Consider the following 15,682-nt stretch of genomic DNA (forward strand, 5'->3'; position numbering starts at 1 on the left):
ACAATCGTGTGCAAGGTTACTTTAGCCATAAAAAATGCCACATAATGTGGCATTTTTATTAATCACAATTAAGTCTATTTAACTGTTATTGATACTCTTTATAAGCCTCACCTTTCTCTAACCATTCAGGGGCTTTAGCACCTTTAAGATAATGGTCAAAGTACTGCTTCATTCTGATTGTATAGTCGAGTTTATTCGGATATTTCTTCAAATGATGCGGCTCGTCTTCATATTGTAAAAACACCACATCCTTACCAGTGCGTCGCATTGCAAGGTATAACTCAACGCCTTGCTCCCATGGCACCGCATCATCTTTATCACCAAACATGATCATCATTGGTGTCTGAATACGTTCAGCATAAAATACTGGTGAATTCTCAATATATTTTTGTGGGGAGTTAAATAAACTTTCTCCAATTCGACTTTGGCCTGTTTCATACTGGAACTGTCGAGCTAAACCAGAACCATGACGAATACCACTGTATGCACTCGTCATATTAGACACAGGGGCCCCCGTTACAGCTGCTTTAAAGATATTGGTTTGGGTAACCGCAAATGCAGTTTGATAACCACCCCATGAGTGTCCTTGAATACCGACAGCATCAGGATCTGCAATGCCCATATCAATTAACTTTTGCACACCAGAAGTTAACCCTTTAACCGCTGATGCACCTGGATAACCAACTTCAAACCGAATGTCCGGTAAGAAAATCGCATAACCATTGTCAGCGTACCAAGCGAAGTTAGGACGATGATTAATAGCCATATGCGGGAATGAATGTAATCGGTCGCTCATAAAGCGATAGAAATACACCATAACAGGATACTGTTTACCTTCTTGATAATTAGTCGGCTTGATCAATACACCGTCAGTTAATCGGCCATCTGCATCACGCCATTGCACTAGCTCGGCACTGGCCCAATTAAAATCATCTCGCTGTTTATCTAACGCCGTTTGCTTAACACCATCTTGCGGTGCTGCAATGTCAGCGGTGTAAAGATCAGGATAAAGATCATAACGCTCTTTTGAATACACGATAGTGTCAGCATTTTTACTTTTTGCTAGCACTTTCACTTTCGCATCGGTTTCCATCAAGGTTGTTAACCCAGGCACACCTACAACGGCACTGTATAAGCTATCCGCTTTGGTTTTTTCGTTGTAACCATGCACCAACACCGTTTGCTGCTGTGCTATCGTTGCTGGGACATTCTTGTCTTCATACAACCCTTCAATTCTCATTTGCGTACTGGTTTTACGCCCCTCACCGGCCGTCAGCATAAAGCCATCGAATGATGCACTGCTAAATTGCCAAGCATCATACTTGTCGTAAGCAATAATACCTGAACCATCAGCTAACCAAGGGCCAAAGCCATAACTCGGTGCATTACCTGGGTAGTCATGATCTTCATTGGCAAAGCTCACGCTAATGTCTTTAGAGATGGTATGCCTTCTTACTCCTGCAATGTCATAGAGAAAGAGCTGACCTTGCTGATAATAAGCCACAAATCTCGCATTAGGTGATAGCGTCGGCATTTCATTCGTTGGGTGCTGGGTTAAAAGCTGCTGCTTTCGGCCTGTATTTAAGTCCACTAAATACACATCTTGATAAAAACCAGCCCAAGTGATCATTTTTTGATAAGGCACATCTGATGTGGCCAATAGATATCGTTTTTGCTCACCATATTGCACATTTGGTACATCTTTATCTGCTAGTTGCACAATACGGTTGGCATTGACGTGAAGAACAGCTAAGTAAGTACGTTGTAATTCTTTACTGTATTGTTTGACTTCATGGGGCTTAATTTTAGGATCATCCCCATGCCATACTTTCAGGTTTCGTAAGCCGGTTACGACTTCAGTATCAAACAAATCAGCTTGCTGTTTTATTTCAGGTAAAGAAACCACTTTATCAACCTGTGGTACTCGACCTACAAATAAACGCAAACTATCTTCTGAGAAGAAGATTTTTGAATATTGATTAAGTGTCCATTCATCCGTTGTAGGCGTTGGCTTAACCTGGCTATTTTTCAAATCAATAATAGATAACTGATACTCACGTTCATCTCGCTTAACGGCGGCATCACCACTGGTAAACGCAAGCCATAATCCGTCGTCAGATACGCTTAACTCTCCAAATTGTTGAGTTTGGCTTTGGTGTAGTTGGTTTAAGGTATTATTGATTAAATTAACTTTTTTAATGGTGTGGCGCTGATTATTGATATCGTTGCTCGCAACAACAAAGTTTTTACCGACTGTGTCAAAAGCAAACTGTGTCACATGCTCAAACTCATGAGCATTATTATCAGCTAGATGAATAAGTTTGATTTTACTGCCAGTGTCTTTCTCATCAACTTTGGCTTTATCGTCTTTATCCGCCTCCTTATCAGCCTCTTCGGATTCTTCAGCTTCAAACCATATCGCGACAAACTCACCATTAGGGCTAAATTCTGCGTGTTTTACCTTTTCAAACTGCTGTTGCTCTCCAGTGCTGGTATTTAGCAATACCAAACCACTATGAAGTTCAGACTTTTTGAGGGTCTCTGCAGATAATAAACTCGGCTCAATTTTCGCTATTGCAAAAGAGCCTTGGCTATTAAGCTGAAGTGCCGAACCACCATCAATAACGTACTGTTTTTGAGTCGCGGCAATATTCACTAAGGCGCGACTGTCGCCTCTATCAGGCATCGCTTCAACCGCAATAACACGACCATTATCAGAAATAACTGGCTGTTGCAGGGTTTCAAAATGCATGATGTCATTTAAGCTTAACGTTTTTGGCTGCTGCGCAGCGTTTACTGCAACGGACGCGGCGAGTAACGTCAGTGGTAGAAATGTATGTAACTTCAAAGTCATCCTCGTGAGTTATTATTATCGAGCAATTAAACAAATGGATCTTTATTCAATCAAGCGCTTTGACACATACGCAATGAATACGAGCTAACATTTAATCGACTTGAGTGATGTTGAGGTAAACCATCCAGCTATTTACTGGTGCATTTTTAACCTGTTAGACCAAAGTCGTCTGTAAAAATATTCTTATCTACCTAAGCTACTCAGGTAAAATCATTGCCGCGCCAACCTTTTTGCAACATGTAAAGTGTATTTATGACGCTAATTGAATCTTAAATTTACGCTATTGTGAATATATTAAAGCAATCAGCTGAGGATTAACTTAAAAAATACAAAAAATATGTGATTAAACTCACTAAATCCTGTAAAAAAAATTCTAAATTCGTTAAAATGCGGCGCATTAAAACGTTAGTAAATCGTTCTGTTACAAGCTTGTTAACGTAAACAGAGAAATGCAGTAACTACTAGGTGGAAGGACTATCCATGCCAAAACGTACTATAACCGTAATCCCAGGTGACGGGATTGGACCAAGCATTATCGATTCCGCTTTAAAGATTCTCGACAAAGCTGGTTGCGACTTTGAATATGAATTTGCAGACGCCGGTTTAGCCGCTTTAGAAAAACAAGGTGAATTAGTACCTCAGCGTACCTTAGACCTTATTGAAAAAAACCGTATCACTCTTAAAGGTCCATTAACCACTCCAGTGGGTGAAGGCTTTACTTCTATCAATGTTAGCTTGCGTAAAAAGTTCAGTTTATACGCAAACGTACGTCCAGTGCTTTCGTTTAAAGGTACTCAAGCACGTTACGACAATATTGATATCATCACCGTTCGTGAAAACACCGAAGGTATGTACTCTGGTTTAGGCCAAAAAGTATCTGAAGATGGTGCTACTGCAGAAGCAACTAGTATCATTACTCGCCAAGGTGCTGAACAAATTACCACTTTCGCTTATGAGCTTGCTCGTAAAGAAAACCGTAAAAAAGTAACGATTGTTCACAAAGCAAACATCATGAAGTCGACTTCAGGTTTATTCTTGAAAGTGGCGCGTGAAGTAAGCCAGCGTTACCCAGATATCGAAACAGAAGAAATGATTGTTGATGCAACATGTATGAAGTTGGTCATGAATCCAGAAAATTTCGATGTATTGGTAACAACTAACTTATTCGGTGACATTTTATCTGACTTATGTGCAGGTTTAGTGGGCGGTTTAGGCATGGCACCAGGTGCTAACATCGGTAGCGACGCTGCGATTTTTGAAGCCGTACATGGCAGTGCACCTGATATTGCGGGTAAAAACTTAGCAAACCCAACTTCAGTTATTCTTGCATCTATCCAAATGCTTGAGTATCTAGGTATGGCTGATAAAGCTGAAATGATCCGTAGTGCAGTATCTGCAGTGATCGAAGAAGGCGACCGTACGACTCGCGATTTAGGTGGTACACACGGTACGACTGACTTCACTCAAGCCGTTATTGACCGTTTAGGCTAATCTTTGCATTAAGCTAAGCTAAATAGATAATAAAAAGCCCTTAGTGAGATTCACTAAGGGCTTTTTTATAGCTGAAACAATAAACATCACAAAAACAATGCCAATATCGCTTCAAGGATTAATTAAAGTTCCATGGTGTATTTGGTTTAACCCATAAATGCACTGTCACTTCATCACGGTCATGATAAAGATGCTTACATTGGATTTTAAAATCTTCGATTTCGTTTTCTTTTAAAATCTCAGCCATAGTATCGAGGATTTGTCTCACCTCTTTATAACGGCTTTTCATTGGTAGCTTAAGGTTAAAAATAGCTTCTTTAAACCAACCATTTATCGCCCATGCTTCCATAAGCTCTGCAACCCGTGAAGGCTTCTCAACCATGTCACACACCAACCAATAGATGTTCTTTCGCGGTGGGTCAAAACGGAAACCATCAGCACGATAGTGACGAACCTGACCTGTATCCATCAACTTTTGATCCATAGGACCATTATCAACAGCAGCGACAAACATACCGCGGCGAACGAGTTGATAGGTCCAACCGCCAGGACATGCCCCTAAATCAACAGAATGAAGACCTGAGCGACAGCGCTGTTCTTGTTCTTCTTTTGTTAAGAAGTGCCCAAATGCTTCGTCTAATTTCAAACTTGACCGGCTAGGTGCATCAGCCGCCATTTTAAGACGTGGGATCCCCATAAAATGAGGCGAGCTATTATTAGTTAGTGAGTAACCAACGTACGCTTGACCTGGCCCAACAAAACAAACGTGAATAATGGGTCTTTTGTCATTTTCTTGAGCAAGCAATGAGCCTGACTTTTTCAAACCTTGCCTTAGTGGCACGGTAAACTTACGACAAAAACCCGATAATTCCTTCGCTTCATTAGTATCCGGCGTTTCAACACGTAACTCTCCCGCTTTTGACACTTCCGCTAAAGCTGCAACAATTGGAGAGACACGGTCTGATTCAGGCAAATCTTTTAGTAAATCATTTGCCGCAAACATTTGTCGCGCGAACACCAAAGAGTTGAGCTCAATTCTTTTTGCTAGTTGTTCACCACCATCTTCTTCAAAGCTTTGGAAAATAACATAAGCATCATTGGTATTGGTTTTTACAAAACCACCAATATTCAATTCAGCTGCACGCTGTTGAATTTCTGCTGCGCAATCTTTCTCATAGCCTGCACGGCAGAATAAAAATAGGTTTTTCATGATGAACCTTTGGTGTCGATAACGAGACTGTACGTTCCATTAGAATAATGACGTCAGTGCTTGTGATTAAAAATAGTTTGCTGGGCTGCATTATACGCAAAATTCATAATTCTGTGTGAAATGAAACGAGAAATACAGAAACTAAAAAAGCAGCTAAAACGATGTTTCAGCTGCTTTTAATAAACTCATATGGCTTTTCAGTAGGTTAACTCATTAATCTTTCTGATACTTAGCAATGGCAACTGCAAATAATATCCAACCGATTAACATGCATCCACCACCCATTGGAGTTATTGGTCCGATCCACTTAGCCCCAGTAAAGGCATAAAGATACAATGAACCAGAAAACAGTAAGATGCCGATAAAAAACAGATACCCAGCCCAATCAAGTAACTTTGACGAGATCCAATGGCCTGCAAACGCAACAGCGATAATCGCAAAGGTATGATAAAAGTGATAATCAACGCCTAAATTAAAAATGGCAATTAACTCTGGTGAGGCAATATTTTTTAATCCGTGTGCACCAAATGCGCCAAGCGCAACGGCTAAAAAACCATTTAGCGCTGCTAAAAGTAGTAAACCTTTTTTCATCATGATTGCCTTTAAATGATCAATTTATATGTGCATTAATGAAATGCTGACATTGTTGAATACAAGTTTGCAGATTATCCTCTAATGTGGTCCCTGACGACTTCCGTGGTTTAAAACTATGATCGCCATCCTTAATCCACTGTATTTCAATCGACTTGTTTAAAGGCCATTGCGGGAGTTCTTCTTTACCGCCAAATTTGTCCCGCTCTCCTTGCATAACTAATAACGGTACAGTGCAATCATTGACTGGTGCTAACCTAGGTTCTCCACCTTTTAATGGAACAAAAGGATAACCAAGGCAAATCACGCCTTTGATCAATTTAGCGAACTCAGAAAATTCAGGTACAAGTTCGACCTTCGCCATTTCAGCTAACTCTGGCGTCATCAATATGGCCGACATTCTACCACCCATAGATTTCCCCATTAAAATAATATTCTCAACCGCTAAGGTTTGCTGTTTATTTTGCGCTAGTACTTGCTGCAATACTTGTTGAAAATGATTGAGTAGTTTTGGCGCCCTATCTGGAGGTCTGCGTTTGCCATCTTGCATGTTGGCTTGCATATACAAAAAGTTAAAACGTAACACTTGAACGCCAGTTTGGCTCAGTCCAGTTGCCACAGCCTCCATAAACTCATGATGCATATTAGCGCCAGCACCATGAGCAAAAACCACTAAAGTTTTGCTCTGCTCACCTTGTAAAATATATTCTATTGCTTGACCATTGATTTCACTAGAGCACAACTTATCTGTCATTGATTGGGGTTCACTTATTGATGAATAATTGTTGAATGGTAAGTTGAGGCCTCTTAGCAACACTTTGCTTTAAACGCCTCATAGTTTCGTGCAGCTTAAGCACAGCAAGTAATAAATCACTTCTAGAAAGTAACGACTTATTTATCTAACCAGCTAATAGCTCACTGCGTGACTCTTCAGCAAACATATCTACCATCCATTCTCTGAAAGCTGCCACTTTTCCGAGCTCTGAGTGGCTCTGCTGACACACAAGGTAATAAGCGTCTTTACTGACTAATATTTCCGAGAACGGACACACAAGTCGACCGGCTTTAATATCAGGCCTTGCCAATACGCTATACCCCAATGCCACACCTTGACCATGAGCCGCAGCTTGCAATACTAATGATGAATGGCTGAAGATAGGACCAGAATTAACATTAATTTCACTAATCCCGCATTGTCTAAACCAAGCCTGCCAATCTTGACGACTCGAGTCGTGTAATAAGGTGTGATTTTTTAAATCGCTGGGTTTTTCAAGAGGCTTAGGACCGCTCAATAACAGCGGTGAACAAACAGGAATTAACACTTCATTACGAAGTTTATCTGCACGTAGCCCAGGCCAATTACCTTGACCATAATAAATAGCGACATCGACATCATCAGTCAATGAGTCGACCTCGCTATCTACAGCTTTAATTCGCACATCAATGTCTGGGTTTTTCTCACTAAACTTTGCAAGTCTTGGCACAAGCCATTGAATTGCAAAGCTTGGTGACATGCTTACCGTTAACGAACCAATCGCGCTTCTGGCTAATAGCCTATCGGTAGATTCGCCTAATTGGATAAAAATATCTTTGATATCGAGGAAGTAGCTTTGGCCTTCTTCAGTCAATAATAGCGAGCGATTTTTGCGTCGAAATAGTTTTAAGCCCAAAAAATCTTCTAGTGCTTTTATCTGGTGACTGACTGCTGCTTGCGTGACAAATAGCTCTTCTGCCGCTCGAGTAAAACTTAAGTGCCTCGCAGCAGCCTCGAATGCTTTGACTGCATTCAAAGGTGGCAATCTTCTCGACATAGTGATCAATCTCTCGTTTTTTAATTAGTTTTTCTAATGATTATCGTTATTTTTTGTCGTTTGTAAAGAACACTGTGTTCGTTTAAATTATAACCATTGAAATTTAGTGAGTTGGACAATCTCTACCAGGTAATAAGGGAGTGTCCGACAGTGTGATTTGTCACCTCGGAGGCGACCCTTTATGTTTAACTTAACAACGTTAGCAGCAGCTGCTTTACTCTCTTCATGTGCATTTATGGCTACAGCAAATGATACCACAATTGATATCAGCGACCTTCAAGCATCAATTAATGCTGAACTTGAGCAAAGCATGAATGAAATGCAAAACAACATCGATGTTAACGTGAAAAACACGCTAACCGAAGAGAAAGAAGACAAAGCGACAATCAAAACGGCTGAAACACGTATTGCTGATTAATTTACTGTAAAAACCGTTTCAAAAAAACCGCATTAACCATTTTATTGGTAATGCGGTTTTTTTATATTCAATATTCACAGCTATTTCAGGTAAAAAAATAGCCACTAGAATTAATCTAATGGCTATTTAGCATTAACATAGTTTATTCGAATCGACGAATCAATTAAGGACGGTAAACCTTAACGTTAGTGTAGCCTTGCTCAGTTAAATACAGAGCTTGTAATTTACTCATCACACCACGATCGCAATACAATAGGTAAGTTTTTTCTTTACTTAAGTCTGCAAATTGAGTGGCTAGTTTGAAGAAAGGGATCTTCAATATTTCTGTATCAGCTATTTTTAGCGGATTTTGCTCTTCTTCATCTTGAGCACGAATATCAATAACTACTTCGTCATTATCGATTGCAGCGACTGTTTCAGTTTCACTTACCGTTGTTTCGACCTTTTCTGCAATTTGCTTGATATCAATCACGACAGCGTCATTAACGACTCTATCGACAAGATCTTCTGAAAACTTCAATTCTTCAGCTTCAATTTTAGATAAAATGGCTTTCACTGTTGGTTTCTGTGAAATCACACCACAATATTCAGGAATAGCTTTAGCAAAATCTTCTGTGCCAATTTTACGGCTTTCATTAATGATATCTTGCTTATCCATGGTGATCAGTGGACGCAGAATCAATAAATCGGTGCAACGGTCGATTACATTGAGGTTAGTCAAGGTTTGACTTGAAACTTGACCGAGACTTTCACCTGTAACTAGTGCTTGAATACCGTATTTCTCGGCAATTTTAGTGGCCGCACGCATCATCACACGCTTTAAAATAACGCCCATTTGACCATTGTCGATTTTCTCAAGGATCTCTTCTACAACTGGCTCAAAAGGCACTGTGATAAAACGAACTTTATGAGATTCTCCATACTTTTGCCATAAGTGGTAAGCAACTTGTTTAACGCCAATCTCATGTTGAGCGCCACCTAAGTTAAAGAAACAGTAATGTGTACGTGCGCCCTTTTTGATAAACTGATAGCTAGAAACACCAGAATCAAAACCACCCGAAATAAGTGATAACACATCTTCTTGAGTCGCCATAGGGAAGCCACCTAGACCTTCAATACGACGTACAACCATGTATAGCTTTTCATGATCAATCTCAAGATTCACTGTCATATCAGGATTTTTTAACTTCACGCCAACAGCGTCAGTGTGCTGGTTTAAACCACCACCGACATAACGTTCGACTTCAATTGAATTGAAATCATGTTTACCTGTTCGCTTAACACGAACACAGAAGGTTTTACCTGCTAGTTCATCTTTATATACAGGCAAAACTTGCTGGTAAATGTCATCAATTGACTCAAATGAGTATTCATCAACTTGAATCACATGAGCAATACCAGGGATACATTTTAATCTAGCTGAAATCGCATCAATTCTTGCTTGTTCATCGCTCGCTACGTGGATCATGATACGATCCCATTGGCGTTGCACTTTTACATCGTCATCAACTTTTTTAAGTACATTGCGAATGTTTGTTTCAAGGATTTTAGTAAAACGCATTCTCACCGTTTTACTTTTCATCATGATTTCTGGGTATAGCTTTACGATAAACTTCATTGGATTTCCGCGGGCTTCTGTTTCGGTATTACCTTACTAGCAAACTAAACCAATGATATAAAACAAAAATATATCAAAATTTAATATGTAAAAAGGCTTAAAAATGATGGCTAGAAAAGCAACCAGCCATTAAAGGCGGGATTATAACAAAAATTGTCTATTTACCAAACACAATAAATCACCAGATTTGAGCGCAGGCTTATTGATTTATCAGGCTTCAGGCCAATAAAAAAACCGCAGTAATAACAGAATTAATCTGATACTAAAACGGCTTGATAACTCACCATAAAAACAATAATCAAAACAACAAACTTAACAAAAACGCCACTGATGATAATCCAACCATAGGTTATTATTAAGCCACTGTATGTCGCTAAAAACTATGATTCAAAAAACTATGGTACAAAAAACCTATGGCGCAAAATCTATGGCGACATAACCTCAATTTCATCTGACTCTTTAGCTTTACCTTGCTCAATGGCAATTTCCACTCGACGATTACGACTGCGATTTTGGTTAGAGTCATTGGGTACTAACGGGGCATTTGATGCCATACCAACCACTTGCATTCTCGCTTCATCAAACCCTTTCACTTTTGCTAGCTCATGGGCGACAGCAACAGCACGTTTACTAGACAAGTCCCAGTTAGAGCTATAAAGCTCATTACTAATATGCATTCCGTCTGTATGCCCCGAAACCGTGACAATACCAGGGACATCTTTTAATAACTCACCAATTGAACGAACCACAGGCTTAAAACGAGGTTGTAGAAAACCAGATCCCGAAGCAAAGGAGCCTTTTTCACGAATTCGAATAATAATTTGCTGACCTAATGATTCAATTTCTATGGCACCATCAACAATCTCTTCATTGAGTTTTTCAGCCATTTTCTTAACTTGATCGTTAATATTCTCTTGTTCTGATGAAGCTTGAGATTGCTGAGCTTGAGCTTGTTGCTGCGCAGTAGCAGAAGAATTGCCGCCTCGGTTTTCACCTTGTTGCTTTTGAACGCCGCCAGCACTGGCATCTTCACCTGCTTGATACTCAATCGTTTGTTGAGTCATCTCGTTGGTTTGCTGGTTAATAATTTCAATCGGGGTAGGATCGGGCTTGCCTGGGCGAAACTCCAGCGCAATCACAGAGGTACCTTTGGGAATATCTTTCACTTCGACTTTATTTTGCACCCCGAAGGCGTATTTCATTGAACCGGCAATTTGCTTGAACTTCATCACATCCATTTCGGAAAAAGCCAATAACAGTACAAAGAAACACATTAGCAGCGACATTAAATCAGCAAATGTCGCTAGCCATAAAGGGGCGCCAGGTGGCGGACAATTACACTTGGCTTTTTTGGCCATGAGTTACTCTCCGTCCGTGGTATCGATTTGACGTTGTTTTTCAGCTAAGTAGTTTTTCAAAAATCCTTCAATTACACGTGGATTCTGACCATCTTGAATCGCTAATACAGCATCCATGATTAAATTACGATTGAGGAGTTCTTCACTCATTCTTAACTGCAATTTATCCGCGATTGGAATAGCAATCATGTTGGCAATGATTGCACCGTAAAGTGTGGTTAATAATGCCACAGCCATCGATGGTCCAATAGATTTCGGGTCATCCATATTTGATAACATGGCAACCAAACCAATCAAGGTACCGATCATCCCCATTGCAGGTGCTACATCACCTAAAGATTTAAAAATGCCGATACCGGTTTTATGACGTTCTTCGGTCAAGGCTATGTCTTTTTCTAAGGCTTCTCGTACGACATCGCCATCGTGACCATCAACCAGCATATCAACTGCTTTTTGCATAAAACTGTTGGTGATTTGCGCTTCTTCTAAAGCTAAGAAACCACCTTTACGAGCGGCATCTGCCATATTGACTGATTGCTCGATGAGATCTTCTGGCTTGTCAATTTTGAACATAAAAGCTTTAGCACCAATTTTAACAGCGCCAAGAAACTGCTTTAAATTGTACTTCATCATGACCACAAACAATGAACCGATAAATACGATCATAATCGACGGCACATCAACAAAGATGGAAATACCACCACTGCTGACCATTGACCCAATAATAAATGCAAATGCGCCTATCAAACCGATTAGGGTTGCTAAATCCACAATGTCTCCTTGATTGCAGTCTTAAAATGCTGCCTTAGCTGATAAATCACTACCAACGCAGCACTTATCTTTTCAGTATCAATGTAACACCCTGTGCAACAGGGATAATAGTTCAAATATCAAAAAACACTGAAAAAACAGCATTCGATTATAAAATAACGGCCAGTGCTAAAAAATTCATCAATTATTAGGTCACTATTTACGAGTGGGCCATCAATTAAATGAATGCGAATGAAGGAAACTGGCTTTCGTTATAGTTATCGGTCAAACTTAGCCCAAGTTTAGAGATTTTTTACTAATTTGTATAAATTTTCAGTCTTAAAGCGTGCTATTGAGCAAATAAACAACGACTGAATTTGACCCTTAGGTCGCCCTGATATACCTTGTCATCCGCAAATCAGAAGGAATCATAATTGTGGCTAAAAAACCTGAGAATCTAAGTTTTGAAGAATCGTTATCGGAGCTTGAAAACATCGTTGCAGATCTTGAGCAAGGTGAAGTCACACTAGACAATGCCCTCAAACAATTCGAGCGCGGAATTAAGCTTGTACGTCAAAGCCAATCTAAGCTTGAACAAGCCCAACAAAAAGTATCTATCCTACTTGATGAAGATGATACGAATCTGACCCCATTTACCGTTGAAGGCGAATAAGCGTGTTAGACCAAGCTATTGAAAAATATCAACAACGTGTCAATCGAGTTCTTGAAGCAAAACTAAATGAACTTGATGACAATGCTCCCCAATTAAAAGCTGCGATGATTCATGGTGCTTTACTTGGCGGCAAGCGTATTCGTCCATTTATGGTATACAGTATCGGTGAAATGCTTGGTGCTGATAGTCGCATACTCGATAATGCCGCAGCGGCCATTGAGTGCGTCCATGCTTACTCATTAATCCATGACGATTTACCCGCTATGGATGATGATGCGCTTCGCCGTGGCCAACCAACGGTACATATTGCTTTTGATGAAGCGACAGCGATATTAGCAGGTGATGCACTACAAACACTGGCATTTGAGCTCATTTGTCAGCCAGTCGAAGGGATCAATCCACAGCAACAATTGGCAATGGTAACGGCACTAGCTAAAGCCTCAGGCTATAGTGGTATGTGTGGCGGACAAGCAATTGATCTGAGTTCGACAGATAAACGTATTAATATTGAACAGCTGACCCAATTACATAACAAAAAAACTGGTGCGTTAATAAGTTGCGCCGCAGAATTAGCGTTAATTGCCGCTAATGCCTCTGACACAGAGCAGCAAATCATCAGAGAATTCGCCGAAAATATTGGTTTAGCTTTTCAAGTTCAAGATGACATTTTAGATATCACTGCCAGCACCGAAGAGCTTGGTAAACCACAAGGCAGTGACGAAGAAGCCAACAAAAGCACTTTCCCCAGCTTACTTGGACTTGACGGTGCTAATGAATGCGCCGAAAAACTAATTAACGATGCACTTTCAGCGCTGGCTAAATTGACCTACAATAGCCAGTTAATTGCAGACTTCGCCCGCTATATCATTGCGCGAAGATTATAAAAGAGACAGTTTATCTCATTATGAGTTTCGATAATTCTCAATTTCCAGTGTTAGCACAAGCTAATACGCCTGAAGATTTAAAAAAGCTACCGCAAGGTATGCTGCCACAGCTGTCTGATGAGTTAAGACAATTCTTACTAAAATCAGTAAGTAATTCCAGTGGCCATTTTGCATCAGGCTTAGGCACAGTCGAATTGACCGTGGCGCTTCATTACGTCTATAACACGCCATTCGATCGTTTAGTTTGGGACGTTGGTCATCAAGCTTACCCGCACAAAATTTTAACCGGTCGTCGTGAACAAATGCATACTATTCGTCAAAAGAATGGTTTGCACCCGTTCCCATGGCGTGAAGAAAGTGAATACGATACGTTCAGTGTTGGTCACTCTGGCACGTCAGTTAGCGCTGCTTTAGCGATGGCAGTTGCAGCTGAAAAAGAACAAAAAGATCGTAAAGTTGTTGCCGTTATTGGTGATGGTGCTATGACAGGCGGCATGGTGTTTGAAGCCATGAACCACGCCGGTGATTTACACAATGACATGTTAGTTGTGCTAAATGACAACGAGATGTCAATTTCTGAAAACGTCGGAGCACTCAACAACCACCTAGCACAATTAATGTCGGGCCGCTTTTACACCACGATCCGTGAAGGCAGTAAAAAAGTCCTCAAAGGTATGCCAGTCATTAAAGAAATGGCAAAGCGCACCGAAGAGCATCTTAAAGGCATGGTTGTGCCTGGAACACTATTCGAAGAACTTGGATTCAACTACATCGGCCCTATCGATGGTCATGATGTAGATTCGTTAGTCGAAACATTGCGCAATATGCGTGACCTTAAAGGTCCACAAATTCTTCATATCATGACCAAGAAAGGTCGTGGTTATGAACCTGCAGAAAAAGATCCTATCGGCTGGCATGCGGTCCCTAAATTTGATCACACTCAATTTAGAAAGCCTAAAGCGAAACCAAGCTCACCAACCTTCTCGCAAGTGTTTGGTAAATGGTTATGCGATGTTGCCAAAGAAGATGAGAAGCTTTTAGCGATTACGCCTGCAATGCGTGAAGGTTCAGGAATGGTTGAGTTTTCGCAAAAATTCCCTAAACAGTACTTTGATGCCGCCATTGCAGAACAACATGCTGTCACCCTCGGGGCTGGTTTTGCGTGTGAAGGGTTCAATGCGGTTGTGGCAATTTACTCAACCTTCTTACAACGTGGCTACGATCAAATCATTCATGACGTCGCCTTACAAAAACTGCCAGTACTATTTGCCATAGACCGCGGTGGTATTGTGGGTGCCGATGGTCCTACACACCAAGGTGCATTTGACTTAAGTTTTTTACGTTGCGTACCTAATATGGTCATAATGGCACCATCTGACGAAGATGAGTGCCGCCAAATGCTTTATACAGGTTATTGCTATAAAGACGGTCCTACCGCGGTTCGATACCCTCGTGGGAGTGCTACTGGCATTGAGCAAACTGAAGTTATGACTGCTCTGCCAATTGGTAAAGGCTTGATAAAACGTCAAGGCAAACGAATTGCCATTGTTAATTTTGGTACGACATTGGCCGCAGGTTTAGAAGCTGGCGAAGCACTTGACGCTACCGTTGCTGATATGCGCTTTGTTAAGCCACTCGATGAAGCTTTACTGGCTGAATTGGCCACTAGCCATGATGTGATCGTGACATTAGAAGAAAACGCCATTATGGGCGGTGCTGGTAGCGGTGTTATTGAAGCGTTGCAAAAAATGAAAATCATTAAGCCTGTTTTACAAATTGGTTTACCTGATGAATTCATTAAGCACGGCGCACCCGATGAGATAATTAAAGAATTAAAACTCGATGGTGAAGGTGTACTCGCTCAAATCAATGCCTATTTAGATTAACTTACTCCTTGTTTGATTGCCTCGTCTGTTAAACGGTTGAAGCGAGTATTTGCTTTAAATGGCGATAAAGAGACATAAAAAAAAAGGACTGCAATTGCAGTCCTTTTTTTTTGATACTTAATCGCTGTTTTAATGCTT

At 40.6% G+C, this 15,682-nt stretch carries 13 protein-coding genes; 5 read left to right on the plus strand and 8 right to left on the minus strand.

The genetic code is table 11. The features are described from left to right. Positions 1–85: 85 nt before the first annotated feature. Positions 86–2,848: a S9 family peptidase gene (locus tag SJ2017_RS14670; protein WP_420876287.1), complete on the minus strand. Its 2,763-nt coding sequence runs from the start codon at positions 2,846–2,848 to the stop codon at positions 86–88. Positions 2,849–3,334: 486 nt separating this feature from the next. Here SJ2017_RS14670 and SJ2017_RS14675 point away from each other — a divergent pair, with 486 nt between their 5' ends. Next, positions 3,335–4,345 (plus strand): isocitrate dehydrogenase, encoded by a 1,011-nt coding sequence (locus tag SJ2017_RS14675; protein ID WP_055024975.1) that lies wholly within the window; start codon positions 3,335–3,337, stop codon positions 4,343–4,345. Between the two features lie 118 nt (positions 4,346–4,463). Here the strand turns inward: SJ2017_RS14675 and rlmM are convergent, their stop codons facing one another. The 4 genes from rlmM to SJ2017_RS14695 all read right to left on the minus strand — a co-directional run bounded on the left by rlmM (position 4,464) and on the right by SJ2017_RS14695 (position 7,957). Further along, positions 4,464–5,555: a 23S rRNA (cytidine(2498)-2'-O)-methyltransferase RlmM gene (rlmM, locus tag SJ2017_RS14680; RefSeq protein ID WP_080916224.1), complete on the minus strand. Its 1,092-nt coding sequence runs from the start codon at positions 5,553–5,555 to the stop codon at positions 4,464–4,466. 213 nt (positions 5,556–5,768) lie between these two features. Next, the gene (locus SJ2017_RS14685; RefSeq protein ID WP_055024977.1) at positions 5,769–6,146 is read right to left on the minus strand and encodes a DUF423 domain-containing protein; all 378 of its coding nucleotides are present in this window, start codon (positions 6,144–6,146) and stop codon (positions 5,769–5,771) included. Between the two features lie 19 nt (positions 6,147–6,165). Then, a complete protein-coding gene (locus SJ2017_RS14690) occupies positions 6,166–6,900 on the minus strand; it encodes an alpha/beta family hydrolase (RefSeq protein ID WP_080916225.1) in 735 nt (244 codons plus the stop codon). 145 nt (positions 6,901–7,045) lie between these two features. Beyond that, the gene (locus tag SJ2017_RS14695) at positions 7,046–7,957 is read right to left on the minus strand and encodes a transcriptional regulator GcvA (RefSeq protein WP_080916226.1); all 912 of its coding nucleotides are present in this window, start codon (positions 7,955–7,957) and stop codon (positions 7,046–7,048) included. Positions 7,958–8,138: 181 nt separating this feature from the next. Between SJ2017_RS14695 and SJ2017_RS14700 the strand changes: the two genes are divergently transcribed. Then, entirely contained in the window at positions 8,139–8,375 is a 237-nt protein-coding gene (locus SJ2017_RS14700) for a hypothetical protein (protein WP_080916227.1), read from the plus strand. Positions 8,376–8,538: 163 nt separating this feature from the next. Here the strand turns inward: SJ2017_RS14700 and thiI are convergent, their stop codons facing one another. From thiI to pomA, 3 genes are all read right to left on the minus strand, one after another. Beyond that, positions 8,539–9,993: a tRNA uracil 4-sulfurtransferase ThiI gene (thiI, locus tag SJ2017_RS14705; protein ID WP_080916228.1), complete on the minus strand. Its 1,455-nt coding sequence runs from the start codon at positions 9,991–9,993 to the stop codon at positions 8,539–8,541. A 425-nt stretch (positions 9,994–10,418) separates the two neighbouring features. Then, entirely contained in the window at positions 10,419–11,351 is a 933-nt protein-coding gene (locus SJ2017_RS14710; RefSeq protein ID WP_055024982.1) for a flagellar motor protein MotB, read from the minus strand. A gap of 3 nt (positions 11,352–11,354) precedes the next feature. Further along, positions 11,355–12,122, minus strand: coding sequence for a flagellar motor protein PomA (gene pomA, locus SJ2017_RS14715; protein ID WP_055024983.1), 768 nt, complete (start codon positions 12,120–12,122; stop codon positions 11,355–11,357). Between the two features lie 415 nt (positions 12,123–12,537). On the opposite strand from pomA, the gene xseB reads away from it, so the two are divergent. From xseB to dxs, 3 genes are read left to right on the plus strand one after another with little or no spacing between them, the layout of a single operon-like run. Beyond that, a complete protein-coding gene (gene xseB, locus SJ2017_RS14720) occupies positions 12,538–12,774 on the plus strand; it encodes an exodeoxyribonuclease VII small subunit (protein WP_055024984.1) in 237 nt (78 codons plus the stop codon). A gap of 2 nt (positions 12,775–12,776) precedes the next feature. After that, positions 12,777–13,658, plus strand: a complete 882-nt coding sequence (gene ispA, locus SJ2017_RS14725; protein ID WP_065108514.1) for a (2E,6E)-farnesyl diphosphate synthase — start codon at positions 12,777–12,779, stop codon at positions 13,656–13,658. Positions 13,659–13,678: 20 nt separating this feature from the next. Further along, on the plus strand, positions 13,679–15,544 hold the full coding sequence (gene dxs / locus SJ2017_RS14730) for a 1-deoxy-D-xylulose-5-phosphate synthase (RefSeq protein WP_055024986.1): 1,866 nt from the start codon (positions 13,679–13,681) through the stop codon (positions 15,542–15,544). The last annotated feature ends 138 nt before the right edge of the window (positions 15,545–15,682 follow it).

This window comes from Shewanella japonica, from assembly GCF_002075795.1.
GTDB lineage: Bacteria > Pseudomonadota > Gammaproteobacteria > Enterobacterales > Shewanellaceae > Shewanella > Shewanella japonica.